Origin of the sequence: Aureimonas sp. SA4125, from assembly GCF_019973775.1 — a bacterium.
In the GTDB taxonomy this organism is placed as follows: Bacteria; Pseudomonadota; Alphaproteobacteria; order Rhizobiales; family Rhizobiaceae; genus Plantimonas.
On record NZ_AP025032.1, the window covers coordinates 3,760,194 to 3,777,581 of the forward strand.

The 17,388-nt window shown below is 67.0% G+C and carries 17 protein-coding genes; 3 read left to right on the forward strand and 14 right to left on the reverse strand.

Annotated features, from left to right (window positions below; genetic code table 11):
• Positions 1 to 20: 20 nt before the first annotated feature.
• The 5 genes from Sa4125_RS17835 to Sa4125_RS17855 all read right to left on the reverse strand — a co-directional run bounded on the left by Sa4125_RS17835 (position 21) and on the right by Sa4125_RS17855 (position 6,390).
• Positions 21 to 602: a sarcosine oxidase subunit gamma family protein gene (locus Sa4125_RS17835; protein ID WP_224000053.1), complete on the reverse strand. Its 582-nt coding sequence runs from the start codon at positions 600 to 602 to the stop codon at positions 21 to 23.
• Entirely contained in the window at positions 595 to 3,594 is a 3,000-nt protein-coding gene (locus Sa4125_RS17840; RefSeq protein WP_224000055.1) for a sarcosine oxidase subunit alpha family protein, read from the reverse strand. The genes Sa4125_RS17835 and Sa4125_RS17840 overlap by 8 nt, the downstream gene beginning before the upstream one ends.
• Entirely contained in the window at positions 3,591 to 3,974 is a 384-nt protein-coding gene (locus tag Sa4125_RS17845) for a sarcosine oxidase subunit delta (protein ID WP_224000057.1), read from the reverse strand. The genes Sa4125_RS17840 and Sa4125_RS17845 overlap by 4 nt, the downstream gene beginning before the upstream one ends.
• Positions 3,975 to 3,985: 11 nt before the next feature.
• Positions 3,986 to 5,239 carry a sarcosine oxidase subunit beta family protein gene (locus tag Sa4125_RS17850; protein WP_224000059.1) on the reverse strand — a complete coding sequence of 418 codons (1,254 nt, stop codon included), beginning with the start codon at positions 5,237 to 5,239 and terminating at the stop codon, positions 3,986 to 3,988.
• 221 nt (positions 5,240 to 5,460) lie between these two features.
• Positions 5,461 to 6,390 (reverse strand): hypothetical protein, encoded by a 930-nt coding sequence (locus tag Sa4125_RS17855; RefSeq protein WP_224000061.1) that lies wholly within the window; start codon positions 6,388 to 6,390, stop codon positions 5,461 to 5,463.
• Positions 6,391 to 7,150: 760 nt separating this feature from the next.
• On the opposite strand from Sa4125_RS17855, the gene Sa4125_RS17860 reads away from it, so the two are divergent.
• Both Sa4125_RS17860 and Sa4125_RS17865 read left to right on the forward strand, forming a co-directional pair.
• A complete protein-coding gene (locus tag Sa4125_RS17860) occupies positions 7,151 to 7,897 on the forward strand; it encodes a tetratricopeptide repeat protein (protein ID WP_224007939.1) in 747 nt (248 codons plus the stop codon).
• Between the two features lie 147 nt (positions 7,898 to 8,044).
• Entirely contained in the window at positions 8,045 to 8,629 is a 585-nt protein-coding gene (locus tag Sa4125_RS17865) for a DUF992 domain-containing protein (protein ID WP_224000063.1), read from the forward strand.
• Positions 8,630 to 8,793: 164 nt separating this feature from the next.
• On the opposite strand, the gene Sa4125_RS17870 is transcribed toward Sa4125_RS17865, so the two are convergent.
• The 7 genes from Sa4125_RS17870 to Sa4125_RS17900 all read right to left on the reverse strand — a co-directional run bounded on the left by Sa4125_RS17870 (position 8,794) and on the right by Sa4125_RS17900 (position 14,440).
• On the reverse strand, positions 8,794 to 10,194 hold the full coding sequence (locus Sa4125_RS17870; protein WP_224007942.1) for an NAD(P)(+) transhydrogenase (Re/Si-specific) subunit beta: 1,401 nt from the start codon (positions 10,192 to 10,194) through the stop codon (positions 8,794 to 8,796).
• A 7-nt stretch (positions 10,195 to 10,201) separates the two neighbouring features.
• Positions 10,202 to 10,609 (reverse strand): proton-translocating transhydrogenase family protein, encoded by a 408-nt coding sequence (locus tag Sa4125_RS17875; RefSeq protein WP_224000065.1) that lies wholly within the window; start codon positions 10,607 to 10,609, stop codon positions 10,202 to 10,204.
• The gene (locus Sa4125_RS17880) at positions 10,609 to 11,826 is read right to left on the reverse strand and encodes a Re/Si-specific NAD(P)(+) transhydrogenase subunit alpha (protein WP_224007945.1); all 1,218 of its coding nucleotides are present in this window, start codon (positions 11,824 to 11,826) and stop codon (positions 10,609 to 10,611) included. Before Sa4125_RS17880 ends, Sa4125_RS17875 begins: the two co-directional genes overlap by 1 nt.
• A 70-nt stretch (positions 11,827 to 11,896) precedes the next feature.
• Positions 11,897 to 12,121 carry an aa3-type cytochrome c oxidase subunit IV gene (locus Sa4125_RS17885; protein WP_224000067.1) on the reverse strand — a complete coding sequence of 75 codons (225 nt, stop codon included), beginning with the start codon at positions 12,119 to 12,121 and terminating at the stop codon, positions 11,897 to 11,899.
• Between the two features lie 220 nt (positions 12,122 to 12,341).
• On the reverse strand, positions 12,342 to 12,908 hold the full coding sequence (locus Sa4125_RS17890; protein WP_224000069.1) for a type 1 glutamine amidotransferase domain-containing protein: 567 nt from the start codon (positions 12,906 to 12,908) through the stop codon (positions 12,342 to 12,344).
• 134 nt (positions 12,909 to 13,042) lie between these two features.
• The gene (locus tag Sa4125_RS17895) at positions 13,043 to 13,612 is read right to left on the reverse strand and encodes a RecX family transcriptional regulator (protein ID WP_224000071.1); all 570 of its coding nucleotides are present in this window, start codon (positions 13,610 to 13,612) and stop codon (positions 13,043 to 13,045) included.
• 123 nt (positions 13,613 to 13,735) lie between these two features.
• Entirely contained in the window at positions 13,736 to 14,440 is a 705-nt protein-coding gene (locus tag Sa4125_RS17900; protein ID WP_224000073.1) for a chromosome partitioning protein ParA, read from the reverse strand.
• A gap of 280 nt (positions 14,441 to 14,720) precedes the next feature.
• Here Sa4125_RS17900 and Sa4125_RS17905 point away from each other — a divergent pair, with 280 nt between their 5' ends.
• Complete coding sequence (locus Sa4125_RS17905) at positions 14,721 to 15,488, forward strand: gamma-glutamyl-gamma-aminobutyrate hydrolase family protein (protein WP_224000075.1); 768 nt, start codon at positions 14,721 to 14,723, stop codon at positions 15,486 to 15,488.
• Here the strand turns inward: Sa4125_RS17905 and Sa4125_RS17910 are convergent, their stop codons facing one another.
• The gene (locus tag Sa4125_RS17910) at positions 15,489 to 16,643 is read right to left on the reverse strand and encodes a nickel/cobalt transporter (protein WP_224000077.1); all 1,155 of its coding nucleotides are present in this window, start codon (positions 16,641 to 16,643) and stop codon (positions 15,489 to 15,491) included. It lies immediately after the preceding gene.
• A complete protein-coding gene (locus tag Sa4125_RS17915) occupies positions 16,634 to 17,296 on the reverse strand; it encodes a DUF1007 family protein (protein ID WP_224000084.1) in 663 nt (220 codons plus the stop codon). Before Sa4125_RS17915 ends, Sa4125_RS17910 begins: the two co-directional genes overlap by 10 nt.
• Positions 17,297 to 17,388: the final 92 nt, after the last annotated feature.

Consider the following 17,388-nt stretch of genomic DNA (forward strand, 5'->3'; position numbering starts at 1 on the left):
GCCTCCGCCCCTTCGACTTTTCACACAGCCGGAAACTGCGCCGCCTCGGTCAAAAGGCCCCAGACATAGTCGGCAAAGGAGCGAACGCAGAAGAGCTCGAACTCGCTCTCGCCGCGCCGCCAGATCACCATGTCGGCCTTGGCGAACACGCTGCGGCTGACGGCGCCGACGGGAAAGCTCTGGAGGCGCAGGTCCTGCGGACAGCTCGACGACAGCACGGCCTCGGCGGCCGGGCCCTCGATACGGATGCCGACATAGCGGTCGGTGACGTCGACGGCCGAATGGAGCACTGTTCCCGAGCCCTCGATGGCCGCGATCATCTGCGACGCCGGCGTCCCGCCGACCAGCAGCCAGTCTTCCGGGCCGAGCCAGAGCGCCGACACGCCCTCGGCGACGACACTCGTCTTCGGTTTTCCGGGCAGACTGAGGCCCAGCGCCCCGCCCACGGCCGAAACCGCATCGGGATGCGCCCGAAGGCTCACATGCGCGCGGGCCGCGAGGGGCACCAGCGAGACGCCGGGGCCGGCGGCGTAATGGCCGGCGAGCGCCTCGAGCGTCCGCGGCATGGTGCCGGCCGAGGCCGTCGTGATCGGATCAGCCATTGAGCCGCTCCCCTTCCGGATCGAAGAATATCGGCTTGGTGACCTCGACGGCGATGGTCTCGTCCGGCATCGGCACGTGCAGCGTCTGGCCCGTCAGGGCAGCGCCGTCGCGCACCAGTGCCAGCGCGATCGAGCGGCCGAGCGTTTCCGACCAGTAGCTCGACGTGACGTGCCCGATCATCGTCATCGGGACGGGCTGGTTCGGATCAGCGACGATCTGCGCACCCTCTTCCAGCACGGTCAGCGGGTTGCGGGTCAGGAGCCCGACCAGTTGCTTGCGACCGGGGGCCATGAGGTCCGGCCGCGTCATGCCGCGCTTGCCGACGAAATCGGCCTTCTTCTTCGACACAGCCCAGCCGAGCGCGGCGTCGGCGGCGGTGACGGTGCCGTCCGTCTCCTGGCCGACGATGATATAGCCCTTCTCGGCCCTGAGCACGTGCATCGCCTCGGTGCCGTAGGGCGCAAGGCCATGAGGACGGCCGATCTCGCGCAGAGCGTCCCAGACGGCACGGCCGCGGTTCGACGGCACGTTGATCTCGAAACCCGTCTCACCGGTAAAGGAGACGCGGAAGAAGCGCGTGGGAACACCCATGAACGTGCCCTCGGCCACCGACATGTGCTTGAAGACGTCCGGCGAGATGTCGATCCCGCCGACGAGCGGCGTCACGATCTCGCGCGCTTTCGGGCCCTGGATGGCGATGGTCGCCCACTGCTCGGTCACCGAGGTCAGCCAGACGTTGAGGTGCGGGAACTCGGTCTGGAGATAGTCCTCCATGTGGTTCAAGACGCGCGGCGCGCCGCCGGTCGTCGTCGTGATGTGGTAGCGGCTCTCACCGATGCGGGCGACGATGCCGTCGTCCATGACGTAGCCGGCCTCGCTCAGCATGATCGCATAGCGGCACTTGCCGACGGCGAGACTGGCGATCGGCGTCGCGTAGATCAGGTCGAGGAATTCGGCCGCATCCGGGCCGCAGACCTCTATCTTGCCGAGCGTCGAGGCGTCGAACATACCGGCGGCGTCACGCACCGCGCGGCACTCGCGCTTGACCGCATCGTGCATCGAGGCGCCTTGCGGAAAATACCAGGCGCGCTTCCAGTTGCCGACATCCTCATACGCGGCGCCCTCGGCCTCGGCGCTGTCGTGGATCGGCGTCTTGCGGACGGGATCGAAGAGCTCGCCGCGCGAGGTGCCGGCGATGGTGCCGAAGGTCACGGGCGTGAACGGCGCGCGGAACGTCGTCAGGCCGACCTGCGGCATGGTCCGCCCGAGCGCCTCGCCGGCGACGCCGATGCCGTTGATGTTCGACGTCTTGCCCTGATCCGTGGCCATGCCGTTGGTGGTGAAGCGCTTGATGTGCTCGACCGAGCGAAAGCCCTCACGGGCGGCGAGGCGGATGTCCTTGGCGGTGACGTCGTTCTGGAAGTCCACGAAAGCCTTCACGAAACGACCCGGACCCGCCGAGGGCGCTGCCCCGGCCATGCCGCCAGCAGTGCCAGCAGCACCGCTGATACGCACTGCGCCGGACACGACCATCCCGCCGGAATCATTGTCGGCGCCGGACGCCGCCGACAGGCCTGCCGCGCGGCCCGTGGAGACGGCCGAGGCCAGATCGAAGTCGCCGGCGCAGGCGCCGACCGAGACGCAGTCCTGCGCCGATTCGCCGGGAATATAGGCCTGCAGTTCCGGCGCGAAGGCGAGCTTGCCGCGCGACTGGGAGAAGAGGTGCACCGAGGGCGTGAAACCGCCGGACATCAGCAGCGCATCGCAGTCGAAGCCGCGGCGATCGAGGCCCGACTTGGTCTCGACGACGGTGATGCCGCGGATGCGCTTGACGCCGCGCACCTTGGCGACGTCGTAGCCGGCCAGGACCTCGATGCCGAGTTCGCGTGCCTCGCGCGTCAGGTCGCCGTTTGGATCCTCGCGCAGGTCGACGATCGCCGGTACTTCGACGCCCGCCCGCTTCAGGTCGAAGGCGGCGGCGTAGGCGCTGTCGTGGCAGGTGAAGACGGCGACACGCTTGCCGACCTTGACGCCGTAATGGTTCAGATAGGTCCGGCCGGCGCTGGCGAGCATGATGCCCGGCCGATCGTTGTCCGGAAACACCAGCGGCCGCTCGATGGCGCCGATGGCGAGCACGACCTTCTTCGCCCTCACCTGCCAAAGCCGTTCGCGCGGCGCGGCGGGGTCGGGGGCGGCGAGATGGTCTGCGCGTTCTTCGACGAGGCCGATGAAGTTCTGGACGTAGTATCCGAAGGCCGTCGTCCGCGGCATCACGCGGACGTTCGCCATGCCCTTCAAACGGGCCACCGCGTCGGCGACGAAGTCGGCAGCCGTGACGCCGTCGATCGTCACTTGGCTCTCGGCCTTCAGCCAGCCGCCGAAGGCGTCGCCCTCGTCGCAGAGGATGACGCTCGCCCCGCTCTCGCCCGCGGCGAGCGCGGCCGAGAGGCCGGCCGGTCCGCCGCCGACGACGACGACGTCGACATGCTCGAAGCGGTTGGCATAGCGGTCCGGATCGGGCTTGCCGGGCACCTTGCCAAGGCCCGCAGCCGAGCGGATGTTCGGCTCATAGACCCTGTGCCAGAAGGATTTCGGCCACATGAAGGTCTTGTAGTAGAAGCCTGCGGAAAGGAACCGCGCGAACAGGCCGTTGACCGCGCCGACGTCGAAGTCGAGCGTCGGAAAGCGGTTCTGGCTCTCCGCCGTCAACCCCTGGTAGAGCGGCTGCATGGTGGCGCGGATGTTCGGCTGACGCCGGGCCGCGTCACGCGAAATGTCGACGAGCGCGTTCGGCTCCTCCGAGCCGTGGCCGAGAATGCCGCGTGGGCGGTGATACTTGAACGAGCGGCCGGTGAGGTGGACGCCGTTGGCGAGAAGCGCCGAGGCGAGCGTGTCGCCCTCGAGGCCCTCGTAGCGGCGACCGTCGAAGCTGAAGCCGAGGCGACGGGCGCCCTTGAGGCGGCCCTGTCCGGGAAGGCGATGGGACGTCACTGCTGGGCCTCCGTGCGGGCGACTTGCGTGTGCGCGGCATCCCCCATGTGGTCGGGGTCGACATGGGCGTCGCGCGATGCGGCTGCGAGTTGCCCGTTGTCGTCGATATCCGGCTTCGGCTCACCGGCCTTGTAGGTGATCACGAACTTGTCCGTGACGGCATGGCGCGCCGCATTGAAGAAGCGGCCGCAGCCATGGATGTGGCGCCAGCGCTCGAAGATCACGCCGCGGCCGTTGGAGCGGAAGTAAAGAAGTTCGGCCGTCGCCTGGTCGGTGAGACCCGCGGCGCCGTCGGGACGCTTCAGGTGGGCTTCGCCGGCGTGGCGAAATTCGGTCTCTGGCCGTTCCTCGGCGCAGTAGGGGCAGTGGATGAGCAGCATGTCGGCCCCCTCTAGTGCGCGACGGCGGCGGCGGCCGCCTCGTCGATGAACCGGCCGGTGACGAAACGGTCGAGGTTGAAGGCCGCATTGATCTTGTGCGGCTCGTCGCGGGCGATGGTGTGGGCGAAGACATGGCCCGAGCCCGGCGTCGCCTTGAACCCGCCGGTGCCCCAGCCGCAGTTGACGTAGAGACCCTTGACCGGGGTCTTCGACAGGATCGGCGAGCGGTCCGGCGTGACGTCGACGATGCCGCCCCAGGTGCGCAGCATCTTCAGCCGCCGGAAGATCGGGAACATGTCGGTGATGGCGTCGAGCGTGTGGTTGAGGATGTGCAGGCTGCCGGCCTGGGAATAGGACGGGTACTGGTCGGTGCCGGCGCCGATCACGAGTTCGCCCTTGTCGGACTGCGAGACGTAGGCGTGGACGGTGTTCGACATCACGACGCAAGGCATGCAGGGCTTGATCGGCTCGGACACCAGCGCCTGAAGCGGAAAGCTCTCGAGCGGCATGCGCACGCCCGCCATCTCCATGACCGTCGAGGTCGAACCGGCGGCGACGACGCCGACCTTCTTCGATCCGATGAAGCCCCGCGCGGTCTCGACGCCCTTGACCGAGCCGTCGGCGCCGCGACGGATGCCGGTGACGGCGCAGTTCTGGATGATATGGACGCCGAGCGCCGAGGCAGCGCGCGCATAGCCCCAGGCGACCGCGTCATGCCGCGCCGTGCCGCCGCGCCGCTGCAGCGCGCCGCCGACGATCGGGTAGCGTGCGTCGGACGAAATGTTCAGCGGCGGGCAGAAAGCCTTCGCCTCTTCGGCGTCAAGCCACTCGTTGTCGACGCCGTTCAGCCGGTTGGAATGAATGTGGCGTTTGGCGACCTGCACGTCGTGGACGTTGTGGGCGAGCATCAGGACGCCGCGCGGCGAGAACATGACGTTGTAGTTCAGCTCCTGGCTGAGTCCCTCCCAGAGGTTCAGCGCGTGGTTATAGAGCGCCGCCGACTCGTCGTAGAGATAGTTGGAGCGGATGATCGTGGTGTTGCGGCCGGTATTGCCACCGCCGAGCCAGCCCTTCTCGATGACGGCGACATCGGTGATCCCGTGCACTTTGGCAAGGTAGTAGGCCGTGGCGAGACCGTGCCCGCCGGCGCCGACGATGATCACGTCATAGTGCTTTCGCGGCTCGGGCGAAGCCCATTGCTCGCCCCAGCCCGTATGGTTCCGCAAGGCCTCCCGGGCCAGCGCAAAGGCTGAGAAACGACGCATTCGGGCATCCCTTAGATCTGGTGTCGACGCGGCGACGTCCCGCAGTCTCCGGGGTGTATCGCACATGCCGGGGCACGCTAGCCCTTTCAGCCTCAGATCATGCTCATTTTGCGACGGGTCGTGACGCTTTGTCCCGATGTCTCCGGCAAAGCACGCGGCCTTAAAAAAATGGCGGGGCGCCGAAGCACCCCGCCATCGTCAGTCGTTCGAAGGGTTCACAATCAGACGGCGACGGCACGTGCCCGGTAATGCGGGCGACCGACCATGCCGCCGATGGCGGCGACGATCAGGCCGAGAAGGAGAGCGATGAAGCCGGCGAAGGAAGCGGTCGAAACCGTCTCGGCGGCTGCATCGGCTGCCACCTTGGCCTCTTCGACGGCCCGGTCGTAGGTCGCCTGGAAGTCGTTGAGACGCTGCTCGGCTTCCTGTGGCGAGATTCCGGCCTGCTGCGAGATGACGGTTATGGCAGCCTGGCGCTGCTCCGGGGTCGCGCCTTCGCCAAGACCGGCGACGATTTCGGGAATTGCCTCGCCGAGATCGGCTTCGCCCGTTGTCTGGCGTGCCGTGTCGGCGGCCTGCTGACCTTGCTGGACGGCCGCGTTCGCGGCCTGGTCGACCTGCTGCTCGCGGCGCTGCAGAAGCTGACGCGCCTGGCCTTCGATGCCGTCCGGCAGCGCCGAAAGCGAATTCGGGCCGAGATTGCCGGCAGCACTCGTGAGGGCGCTGATCGAGCCGCCGAGGGCGCCGAACGTACCACCGATCAGGGCCGAGGCGCCCGATGTCAGGAGGTAGACGGCGACGAGGGTCGACGTCGCCCAGGTCACGAGACCGTGCAGGACGCCGTCGGCCTTCTCAGGCGAACCGGCAAGGCGCGCGGCGGCCCAGGCGCCGAAAAAGGTTGCGATGAGGACTGTTCCGAGCGTCCAGAGTCCACTGGCCGAACCGATGGCGGAAAGGTCCGGCGAGCCGTTGCTGGCCGGATCGATCGTCGCCATACCGATGCCGAGGCCCAGAAGGCCCAGCATGACCTGGACGACGAGCGTCAAAATGGCCCCGGCAAAGATGGCGCCCCAGGAAATGCGGCGAAGCGGGCCCTGCTGGACCACCGGCGTCGCAAGGACGGTGGATCGATCGATGATCGTATCGGACATGGGGTATTCTCCTGGGCAAAGGGGCCGGCGCCGCTGTACCGCCGCCGCCAGTCTCGCACCGCCGTGCGTTGCGCGTTGGCTGTGTCTAGCGGCTGAACCCCCGCAAAGGCGGCTCGTTCCGGGGTCCAGGTAAATATGTGCGAGAATTAGCTGCATGCGACCGAAGGTTCTGCTGACCGCAGCAGCGACCGCCTCGATGTCCTGCCGCACATCATCGACCGCGCCGCGCATGGCGGCGGCCGTCTCGGCATGGAGCGTCCCGTCGATTCAGGCAAGGAAGCCGTCGAGCCGCCTTGCCGCATACAGGCTGCACGCGACCTCGACATTCCCGGATCCGTCTGACAGCGGGCCACGCCGTCGACAGCTGTTGATCCAAAAGTCTCCATCTGACAAAACACCAATATCGGCAAGGCAATGCCCGGTGAACGTTCATCCCTCGCTGCCGTGCCTCCGCTCCAGCCCTGCGCCGGATTCCAACGATAGCCTGGCATCGATGGCGGAACGGCGTGATGGGCGGGACGTTGACGAGTGGCTGTGCCATGTGCAGCGACAGCGGCCGCGCGGCATGGCATAAAGTCGGGCACGACACCGCCGGGACAGCACGACCAAGACGGCACGACGAACAAGGACTGATGGCTTGAGACCTGAATTGAATGGCGCTTCCGGCGCGATCCGTTTCCGCCCCTCCTGGGACCGGGTGGTCGTGCAGACGCTCGCGGGCCTCAGCCTCGTCGCTGTCCTTTCCGCCTGTCAGACCGGCATGCCCGCCGCCAATGCCATTCGTCTCGACCAGGCCTCGGGCTCGTCGGAAAACATTTCCTCGCTGACCGCGACGGTGAACGCCAATCCGCGCGATCCGGAAGCCTACAATGTCCGCGGCACGGCCTACGGCCGCGCCGGGCGCAACAGCGAAGCGGTGCAGGACTTCACCACCGCCCTGCAGCTCGACCCGAATTTCTACCAGGCCTATGCCAACCGCGCCCTCGTTTATCGCCAGATGAACGACAACGCCAAGGCGGTCGCCGACTATAACGCCGCGCTGCAGATCAACCCGCGCTACGACAGTGCCTTTATCGGCCGCGGCAACATCTATCGCATGGCCGGCCGCAATCGTGAGGCGCTGGGCGACTTCCAGAAGGCGATCGACCTCAACACCACCGATCCGCGCGCCTACCACAACCGTGGGCTGCTCTACCAGATCGACGGGCAGCACAAGCAGGCGATCGAGGATTTCTCGACCGCGATCTCGCTACAGGCGGACGCGCCCGAGCCCTATTCCGGCCGCGGCGTCTCCTATCTCGCCCTCGGCGACGAGGAAAACGCCTTCACCGACTTCAACACGGCATTGAAGCTGGACGACAAGAACGCGGAATACTGGACAAACCAGGCGATCATCTACGAGCGCCGCAACGAAAAGGCGCGCGCCTTCAAGTCCTACGCCCGCGCTGCCCAGCTCGACCCCGCCTACCAGCCGGCCAAGGACGGCATGGGCCGCACACGCGCTTAGGCTGCAATGACTGGAAGGGCGGGCGGCTTTATCCGGCCGCCCGCCTTTTCGCAGTACCGGCCGCGTGTATCACGCGTGACGATCGGAACCTTGCCGTCTCCAACGCCTTCCTGACGCGAAGAGACACTGCAACAGGAACCGACCTCCATGAAAATCCTCCTCGCCACCGCTGCCTTCGCCTCGCTGCTCGCCGCACCGATGGCAGCCCATGCCGAAACCGCGCTTGGCATCCTCACCTGCAAGAGCGAAGGCTCGGTCGGATACATCATCGGCTCTTCGGAGAACGTGATCTGCGATTTCGCGCCGGCCAATGCGGCGCAGCCCGTGGAAGTCTATTCGGGCACGCTGGACAATGTCGGCCTCGACATCGGCGTCACCGGTGAGACCATCATGTCCTGGAATGTGCTCGCCGATACAGACGGCTATCAGCCCTCGCAGCTGGCCGGCACCTATGTCGGCGCGAGCGCGGACGCTTCCTTTGCAGCCGGCGGCGGCGTGAAGCTTCTGACCGGTGGCCCGAACGGCGGCTTCAGCCTGCAGCCGCTCAGTGTCCAGGCTCAGGAAGGCGTGAATGCCGCCCTCGGCGTCACCAAATTCACGCTGGTCTCGGCCGTACCGGCCGGCGCCGTCGCCGCCCCCACGGGTGCCGTGGTCGTTCCCGAGGGCTCTGTCGTTGTGCCCGAGGGTTCGGTCGTCCTTCCCGAGGGCACAGTGGTCGTTCCGGCGAACTGATCGCCGACGCAATCGGCGTTCTGCCGACGGCAAAGCCTGTCTTCCGGCAGACGCCGCCGGGGATCGCCTGTCGCTGGTCCCCGCCGCACAGTCGGTGGCGATCATAAAAAAGGCCCGCATGCTGGTTGCATGCGGGCCTTTTCGTTTGTCCGGCTGGGCCAGGATCAGTGGGCCATCGCCTTCACGATGTTCTCGACCATCTTCTTGGCGTCGGCGAACAGCATCATCGTGTTGTCCTTGTAGAACAAGGTGTTGTCGATGCCGGCATAGCCCGATGCCATGGAGCGCTTGACGAAGAGGCAGGTCTGGGCCTGATCGACGTTGAGGATCGGCATGCCGTAGATCGGCGAGGTCTTGTCGTCCCGCGCCGCGGGATTCGTGACGTCGTTGGCGCCGATGACGAAGACGACGTCGGTCTGGGCGAACTCCGAGTTGATGTCCTCGAGCTCGAAGACCTCATCATAGGGAACGTTCGCCTCGGCCAGAAGCACGTTCATATGCCCAGGCATGCGGCCGGCGACGGGGTGGATGGCGTATTTCACCTCGACGCCATGGTTCTTCAGCGTGTCGGCCATCTCACGCAGCGCGTGCTGCGCCTGCGCGACCGCCATGCCGTAGCCCGGCACGATGATCACCTTGGAGGCGTTCATCATGAGATAGGCGGCGTCGTCGGCCGATCCCTGCTTGACCGGACGCTCCTCGCCGCCGGCCGAAGCCGAGGGACCGCTCTCGCCGCCAAAGCCGCCGAGGATGACCGAGATGAAGGAGCGGTTCATGCCCTTGCACATGATGTAGGACAGGATCGCACCGGAGGAGCCGACGAGCGCGCCGGTGATGATCAGCGCAAGGTTCTGCAGCGTGAAGCCGATGCCGGCCGCCGCCCAGCCCGAATACGAGTTCAGCATCGAGACGACGACCGGCATGTCGGCGCCGCCGATCGGCACGATCAGAAGAACGCCCAGCGCCAGGGAAAACAGCACCACCAGCCAGAAGGCGATGTGGCTCTCCGTCACCGCGAAGATGATGAGGCAAAGGACGAGGCCGGCGGCCAGCGCGATGTTGATCAGGTGGCGCGAGGGCAACATGATCGGCTTGCCGCCCATGCGTCCGTCGAGCTTCAGGAAGGCGATGATCGAGCCGGTGAAGGTGATCGCGCCGATGGCGACGCCGATCGCCATTTCGACGAGCGCCTGGGTATGGATGTTGCCGACGGTGCCGATGTTGATGGCCTCGGGCGCATAGAGCGCGGCAGCGGCGACACAGACCGCGGCAAGGCCGACCAGGCTGTGGAATCCGGCGACGAGCTGCGGCATGGCCGTCATCGGAATGCGCTTTGCCACGACGGCGCCGATCCCGCCGCCGGCGGCGATGCCGACGAGGATGAGGAGCAGCGCACCGGCGGAGGGGTTGGCGAGGAGCAGCGTCGTCACGACGGCGATGCCCATGCCGACCATGCCGAAGATGTTGCCCTGGCGGCTTGAGGTCGGGTGCGACAGGCCGCGCAGTGCCAGGATGAACAGCACCCCGGAGACCAGATAGAGGAAGGCGGCGAAGTTCTCGGACATCATCGCCTCACTTCTCCTTTTTCTTGTACATCGCCAGCATGCGCTGCGTGACGAGGAAGCCGCCGAAGATGTTGACGCTTGCCAGCACCAGGGCGACGAAGCCAAAACCCGTCGCGATGCCGGAGGCCGAGATGCCAACGGCAAGGATCGCCCCGACGATGATCACCGAGGAGATCGCGTTGGTGACAGCCATCAGCGGCGTGTGCAGCGCCGGCGTCACCGACCAGACGACGTAGTAGCCGACGAAGATCGCCAGGACGAAGATGGCGAGGTGGAAGACGAAGGGATTGGCCGAAGCGACATGGTCGGCGACCGGCGACGTCATCATCTGCTCGACGCCGATGCGCGCATCGCGGATGGCGGCGCCCGCCTCGTTGAGGCGTTGCAGGGTCGCACGCGCAAGCTCGTTTTCCATCATGCCTCTCCCGTCTGTGCAGCAGGCGCGTCACCGGCCGTTCCCGGGTCGGCAGCGACCATGGTGGGCGCCGCCGGCGCGGGGGCGGCCTTGGCGAAGTTCGGATGCACCACCGCGCCGTCGCGCGTCAGGAGCGTCGCCTTGACCAGGTCGTCGGCGAAATCGATCTTCAGCGCCTTCGCCTCCTTGTCGATCATCGTCTCGAGGAACGAGGCGACGTTCTTGGCGTAGAGCAGCGAGGCGGTGGCGGCGATGCGGCCGGCGACGTTGAGGTGACCGACGATCCGGGCCGGCCCGGCGTCCACGATCTTGCCGGCTTCGGCACCCTCGACATTGCCGCCGCGCTCGACCGCAAGATCGACCAGCACGGAGCCGGGCTTCATCGTCTCGATCATGGCCCGCGTGACGAGGCGCGGGGCCGGCCGCCCGGGGATCAGCGCCGTGGTGATGACGATGTCCTGCTTGGCGATATGGGCGGCCACCAGTTCGGCCTGCTTGGCCTGATAGCCCGCCGACATCTCCTTGGCGTATCCGCCCGAGGTTTCGGCCGCCTTGAACTCGTCGTCCTCCACGGCAATGAACTTCGCCCCGAGGGATTCGACCTGTTCCTTGGTGGCGGGCCGCACGTCGGTCGCCGTGACGACGGCGCCGAGGCGGCGGGCGGTGGCGATGGCCTGCAGGCCGGCGACGCCGACGCCCATGACGAAGACGCGCGCGGCCGGCACGGTGCCGGCGGCGGTCATCATCATCGGAAAGGCCCGGTCATACTCGGAAGCAGCGTCGAGGACGGCCTGGTAGCCGGCAAGATTGGCCTGGCTCGACAGGACGTCCATCACCTGTGCGCGCGTGATGCGCGGCATGAATTCCATGGCGAAGGCGAGAATGCCGGCATCGGCCATAGCCGCGACATCGTCGTCACGCCCGTAGGGATCCATGATCGCAATGACGGCGGCGCCACGGCGATAGCCGGACAGTTCCTCGCGCTCGGGCCGTCGTACCTTCAGCACGACATCCGCGCCTGCTGCGTCGGCGGAACTGCCGATCGTGGCGCCGACGGCAGCAAAGGCCTCGTCGGGAATGCGCGATCTGAGGCCGGCCCCGGCCTCGACCGTGACGTCGACACCAAAACTCTTCAGCTTCTTCACGGTGTCGGGAGACGCCGCGACACGCGGCTCGCCCTCGTCCCGCTCCCTTGGCACGAAAACCTTCATACGGATCTCCTCCCCCGCGACCGGGCCTCTGTGGCCAATCCGGTCGATATCTCCCCTCCCCACGCGGGCGGGGCGGTCACTTCATGAAATAGCTGACCACGGCGCCGAAGATCAGGAAGGCTAGAATGCCGGCCAGGAAACCGGCAGAGGAGACAAGCGCCACCGCCATGCCGACGACGACCGCAAAGACCCAGATCGAGCCGAACTTCACCAGAAGCAGGAACCGCTCATAGGTGCGCTCGTGCTCGCTGTAGTCCATCTTGTCGGCGTAGGTGATGGTATGGCCGTGATCTTCAGTCATGTCATTCTCCCGAACGCGCCTCCGTCCGGCAGGGGGACGAAGCTGGATGCCGTGTTGCTGATGCCGGCCAGCGGCAAGCATGGTCGCTCCCCGCCGACAAGACAATCTGCTCTGGCACATACACGCTATCTCCCCGAACAGGCAATGCCGCCGGAGATAGCAGAAGGCCGGACCCTTTCGGACCCGGCCTTCTGTTATCTCCGGCATGAAAGCGGTCGTATCAGGCGACCTGGCGGCGATCCTCGTGACGGCCTTCCTCGACCTCCTCGATGATCTTGGCGACGAAGGCCGGGATATCGCCGGGATTGCGCGAAGTGATCATCGCCTGGTCGACGACCACTTCCTTGTCCATCCAGTTCGCGCCGGCATTCTTCAGGTCCGTCTTGATCGAGCCGTAGGAGGTGACGTCCTTTCCGCGGACGAGATCGGCCTCGATCAGCAGCCAGGGTGCGTGGCAGATCGCGGCCAGCGGTTTCCCGGTATTGTAGAAGTCGCGGATGAAGGCGACGGCCTTTTCATCGGCGCGCAGCACGTCCGGGTTGATCTGCCCACCCGGCAGAACGAGCGCGTCGTAATCCGCCGCCTTCACGGCCGAGAGCTCGCGGTCGACCGGAACGCTCTCGCCCCAATTGTCCTTGTCCCAGCCCTTGATCGAGCCGGCCTTCAGCGAGACGACGTGCACCTCGGCACCCGCTTCGCGCAGCATCTTCAGCGGCTGGGTGAGTTCGGCCTGCTCGAAGCCGTCCGTGGCGAGGATGGCGATCTTGGCTTTGCGAATATCGGTCATGGCATGTTCCTTCAAAAGCAAGTCGCTGCGCCGCCTGAGGCGCCGCGTGTACCGTGCTATGTTTCGGATAGATAAGGAAAATGCAGCCCATGGCCGATCGTTCCGGCAGACGGGCAGGATGCCGCACCCTGCCCTCAAACCTCGTCGGGAGAATCGGCAGCACCGTCAGCATCGATGGCGGCGCGGGCATCGCCATAGCCAAAGCCCGCGCGCATCATTGCCGCCATGTCGCGCTCCCGCCGCTCCGCCCGGTCGCGCAGGCGATGCGGGCCAAGGCGACGTCGCCGGGCGTAGGCGAAGGCCGCCTCGTGATCGGTGCTCTCGTCGCCCTGCAGCGTCACCGCGATCGTGTCGCGGTCGACGCCCTTTTCGGAAAGCTTCGCCTCGATCTTGCGAAGCGACGCGCCCCCGCGCCGGAGGCTCGACAGCTTCGCCGCGGCGAAAGCGCGGTCATCGAGGAGTTTCAGATCGTGGAAACGGGCGAGCGTCGCATCGATCATCGCCCGGCAGTCTGCGGAACTGGGCGCACCGCCCTCCTCCGCCTCGGCGACACGCCGCGCCACCTTGCGCTCGAGCACCCGCCGCAGGTTTTCCGCCGTGCTGGCGTAGCGGCCGAGATAGTGCGCGGCGGCGCGGAACAGCCATTCCGGCGTGACGGGCCGGGGACGACGTTGCGGAGGGGCGGGCGGGGGCGGGCGGCTCATCGCGACGATATAGAGTGCCTTGACCTCGGGCGACAAGCGAAAGGCCCCGATCCGGTCTGCGGATCGGGGCCTTTCCAGACCGTTGGCCCTGCCCTGTCGTCCGCCGGAAATCCGGCGCCTCGATCAGGCGGCGCGGGCGAAATCCTGCGTGGCTTCGGCCGGTGCACGCGATGCGACATTGCCGAGAATGCCGCACTCATAGGCGATGGTCGCGGCCTCGGCACGGGCGCGGTCGAGGCCCGGCGCGATCTCGTCGGCAAGGCTGAAGAGCGTGCCGCCGTGCAGGAAGGGCGCCTCGTAGGCGGCGCGCAGGACCATGCCACAGTTGATCTTCGTTGCCGGGCTCTGCTGGATGACGGTCTCGACGACGCGGGCGATCCGGCTCGGGATCGCCGTGATGGCGCTGGCGATGAAGGCCCAGTCGCGGCCACGGCGACCCTTGCCGGCTTCCGAGGACAGGAGGCACTCGGTGGCGATCGCGGCATAGGCCGAGAGCGGCGAGAAGCGGACCGGGATGAGCGTGCGGTCCGACAGGCGGGCGGCGGCGCGGATCGTTTCGGCGGTGTCGCCGGCGTCGATGATGGCGAGATCGCCGCGGCGGCGGGCAGCACGCACCAGACGCTCCATCGCAGCTTCGTCCTCGGCGGCCTCCACGGTGATGCGGGTGTTGTGCTGGCCCTTGCCGGCCCAGGCGACGAGATCCTTGTCGCGCGCCGCGTCGATCAGCACGACAGGGATGTCGGCAGCCGCGGCGACGCTGGCGAGCGTCAGCGCGAGCGTGGTGGTGCCGGAGGTCTTCAGGGAGCCGACGGAGAGAACGGGAATCATGACGGAGCGCCTTTCGGAAGGGGTGCGGGGAATGCGCCTCCAGCGGCGTCGTTCCGCGAAAGGCCAGTTGACTGAACAGTTCGGCTCCCTGTGTGGGACCCGAAGATTTCGTGAAACTGGAAAGCACGGCGTACCGATATCTTTCTGCAGGCTGAGGATGTGACCGATGTCGGTGCGGCACGGGCTTGCATTTGGGCCATGCCTGCGATGACACATTGACCTCGCGCCCATTTCCGTGATGGTCGCAGAAATCCCGCCGTTTTCGCGAAAGTTCTCCCGCATGCCTGCGCACTCGATCCTCGTCGCCGTCCCCGCCGACATCCGCACCATCGGCAATCACCGCTGGCACGCCGCGCCCGAGACCTATCTGAAGGCGGTCATCCGCGTCGCCGGCGCCATTCCGGTGATCGTGCCGGCCCTCGCGGCGGAGATCGACATCGGCGAGATCCTGTCGCGGGTCGACGGCGTGCTCGTCACCGGATCGGTCACCAACGTCCACCCCAGCCGCTATGGCACCGAGCCCAGCGCCGCGCACGAGCCCTACGATCCGGATCGCGACGCGCTGACGGAGGCGATGATCAAGGGTGCGATCGAGCGCGACGTGCCGCTGCTCGCGATCTGCCGCGGCCTGCAGGAATTGAACGTCGCGCTCGGCGGCTCGCTGGCGACGGAGATCCAGGACATCGAAGGCCGGATGGACCACCGCGCCGCCGATGATCCCGAACAGGGCGTTCGCTACGCCATCCGTCAGAAGGTCACGGCCGAGAGCGGCAGCAAGTTGAACCGGATCCTCGGCAAGAGCGAATTCCAGGTCAACTCGCTGCACCGCCAGGCGATCGATCGTCTGGCGGAGGGACTGACGGTCGAGGCGACGGCACCGGACGGGACGATCGAGGCGGTGTCGGTCGACGCGGCCCGCGGCTTCGCCCTCGGCGTGCAGTGGCATCCGGAATACTGGGCCGAAAGCGACGCCGATTCCGCCGCCATCTTCAGTGCCTTCGGCGAAGCCTGCCGGGCTTTTCGAAAGAGCCGCGCCACGGCCCGCTGATCAGGCCAGCGCCCCGCCGAGCAGCGCGACGCCGAGGGCGATGACGAGAAGGGCGCCGATCACTTCGACGCTATCGAGCACGGCGGCGCGGCGCCCCCCCGCCGCACCGAAGCGCAGGGCGACGTCCTTGGCGAAGACAGCGAGCGCCGCAATGGCCGAGACGGTGATCGCCGTCCCGAGCGCCATCGCGAGGACGGAGAGCACGCCGCCGAGATAGAGCCCGTTCAGAAGGGCGAAGGTCAGGACCACGATCGCCCCGGTGCAGGGCCTGAGACCCACGGCGAACACCGCCGAGGCCGCCGAGCCGAGCGAGAGCCGCGTCGCGCCGAGCGCGCGGGGATCGGGCATGTGGGCGCGGCCGCAGTCGCAGTCCTCGGCGTCGTCCACACAGACCTCGCTGGAAAATCCGCCCGACGCCGGGCGCATGATCGGTCCGCCGGGCGCCACCACCGGCATCTCGGCGCCGCGCAGGCGCGTGGGGCCAGGCCTCGCCGCCGCCGGCACTCCCCCGGCAAAGGCAAGGCCGGTGGCAGACGTCCCCATCCCGAATGACGACGCGACCGGGTTCGGCGACGGCAGGGCGGGACGCCGGGACCGCTCGACCAGCCGCAGGATCTTGCGCAGCAGCAGCCAGCAGCCGAAGGCGATGATGAGGACGAAGGAGGCGATTTCGAGCCCGTTGGTGGCGTCGGTCATCGACACGCCAGTCCCGCGCAGGACGAACCATCCGGCGCCCACGACGACCAGCGCGGTCACCGCCTGCAGCAGCGCCGACACGAAGGACAAAGCGATCCCGCGGCGCAACTGCACCTCGTTGGCCAGCACGTAGGACGAGATGACCGCCTTGCCATGGCCGGGCCCCGCGGCGTGAAAGACGCCGTAGGCGAAGGAGAGTCCGATGAGGAAGAACACGCCGCCCGAGCCGTTCTTCATCCCCACCAGCGCCGCCCGCAGCGCGGCAAAGAACTCCCGCTGATAGGCGTTGATCTCGATGAACAGGCCGGAGAAGAGCCCGCTCGGCTGCGACACGGTCTCGGCCGTGCCGATGCCGAGCGAGGACTTTGCCAGGCCGGGATCGACGGCCGCCATCAGCACGAGGCCCGCCAGAAGCGCCAGCACTGCCAGACGGCCGAGCGGCGGGTGTGTCAGCTGCATGTGATTTCCAGCCGCGTCGCCAGAACCTTGGCATAGTCGACGCCGTCGGCCGGCACGGTCTCGTCGGCGCCGAGCCCGGCGATCGAGGCCATCCACTGCTGCGCCGCCTCGTCCTCGTCGGGCACCACGATCTCCTTGCGGCAGGTCGCCGGCATGTCGACCAGCTGGAAGCTGGCATCGTCCTCGAAGGTGAAGGCGACGAAGAAGGTCTCGTCGAAATTCGACAGCGTCACCTTCTGCGCCTTGAAGTCGATAGGCTCGCCCGCCTTCATCTCGAAGAACAGCAGCAACTGCCCATCCTGGTTCAGCGCCCTGATGCTCTCCGGCGGCAGCATCTTCACGGTCTTATCGCCGATGGCGACGAAGGTGTAGAAGCTCCATTCGGCGATCGACTCCCGCACGGTATCGCCGATTTCCTGCAGTTCGTTGTCATCCAGAATGCCGTTGGCGTTCTTGTCGAAGTCCACCACGACGCTGGAGGAGAAGAGCTCGTCCATCCGCCAGATGTTGCGCACGGAAACGAATTTGCCGGCCGCGTCGCCGACGACCTCCATCCGCGCATCGGCGTAGACATGCGGATGCGCCTGCACCTCAGCGGTCGGATAGAGGCTCGCGAACAGTGCCAGGGCCGCCCAGCGGGTGATCGACGTCATGGCCTCTCCTTCTCGGTATCGTCCGTCCAGACCTGACAAGCATGGCCGAAGTTTGGAGGACTTCGGCGGGCGTCGCCGTTTCATGCGCCGAC

What these genes read in the sequence shown, in the direction of transcription:
- Sa4125_RS17865 (WP_224000063.1), top strand. Translation starts at nt 8,045, where the DNA reads ATGAAAATCCTCCTCGCCACCGCTGCCTTCGCCTCGCTGCTCGCCGCA.
- Sa4125_RS17860 (WP_224007939.1), top strand. Translation starts at nt 7,151, where the DNA reads ATGCCCGCCGCCAATGCCATTCGTCTCGACCAGGCCTCGGGCTCGTCG.
- Sa4125_RS17905 (WP_224000075.1), top strand. Translation starts at nt 14,721, where the DNA reads ATGCCTGCGCACTCGATCCTCGTCGCCGTCCCCGCCGACATCCGCACC.
- Sa4125_RS17835 (WP_224000053.1), bottom strand. Translation starts at nt 602, where the DNA reads ATGGCTGATCCGATCACGACGGCCTCGGCCGGCACCATGCCGCGGACG.
- Sa4125_RS17850 (WP_224000059.1), bottom strand. Translation starts at nt 5,239, where the DNA reads ATGCGTCGTTTCTCAGCCTTTGCGCTGGCCCGGGAGGCCTTGCGGAAC.
- Sa4125_RS17855 (WP_224000061.1), bottom strand. Translation starts at nt 6,390, where the DNA reads ATGTCCGATACGATCATCGATCGATCCACCGTCCTTGCGACGCCGGTG.
- Sa4125_RS17895 (WP_224000071.1), bottom strand. Translation starts at nt 13,612, where the DNA reads ATGAGCCGCCCGCCCCCGCCCGCCCCTCCGCAACGTCGTCCCCGGCCC.
- Sa4125_RS17885 (WP_224000067.1), bottom strand. Translation starts at nt 12,121, where the DNA reads ATGACTGAAGATCACGGCCATACCATCACCTACGCCGACAAGATGGAC.
- Sa4125_RS17875 (WP_224000065.1), bottom strand. Translation starts at nt 10,609, where the DNA reads ATGGAAAACGAGCTTGCGCGTGCGACCCTGCAACGCCTCAACGAGGCG.
- Sa4125_RS17915 (WP_224000084.1), bottom strand. Translation starts at nt 17,296, where the DNA reads ATGACGTCGATCACCCGCTGGGCGGCCCTGGCACTGTTCGCGAGCCTC.
- Sa4125_RS17900 (WP_224000073.1), bottom strand. Translation starts at nt 14,440, where the DNA reads ATGATTCCCGTTCTCTCCGTCGGCTCCCTGAAGACCTCCGGCACCACC.
- Sa4125_RS17870 (WP_224007942.1), bottom strand. Translation starts at nt 10,194, where the DNA reads ATGTCCGAGAACTTCGCCGCCTTCCTCTATCTGGTCTCCGGGGTGCTG.
- Sa4125_RS17845 (WP_224000057.1), bottom strand. Translation starts at nt 3,974, where the DNA reads ATGCTGCTCATCCACTGCCCCTACTGCGCCGAGGAACGGCCAGAGACC.
- Sa4125_RS17890 (WP_224000069.1), bottom strand. Translation starts at nt 12,908, where the DNA reads ATGACCGATATTCGCAAAGCCAAGATCGCCATCCTCGCCACGGACGGC.
- Sa4125_RS17910 (WP_224000077.1), bottom strand. Translation starts at nt 16,643, where the DNA reads ATGCAGCTGACACACCCGCCGCTCGGCCGTCTGGCAGTGCTGGCGCTT.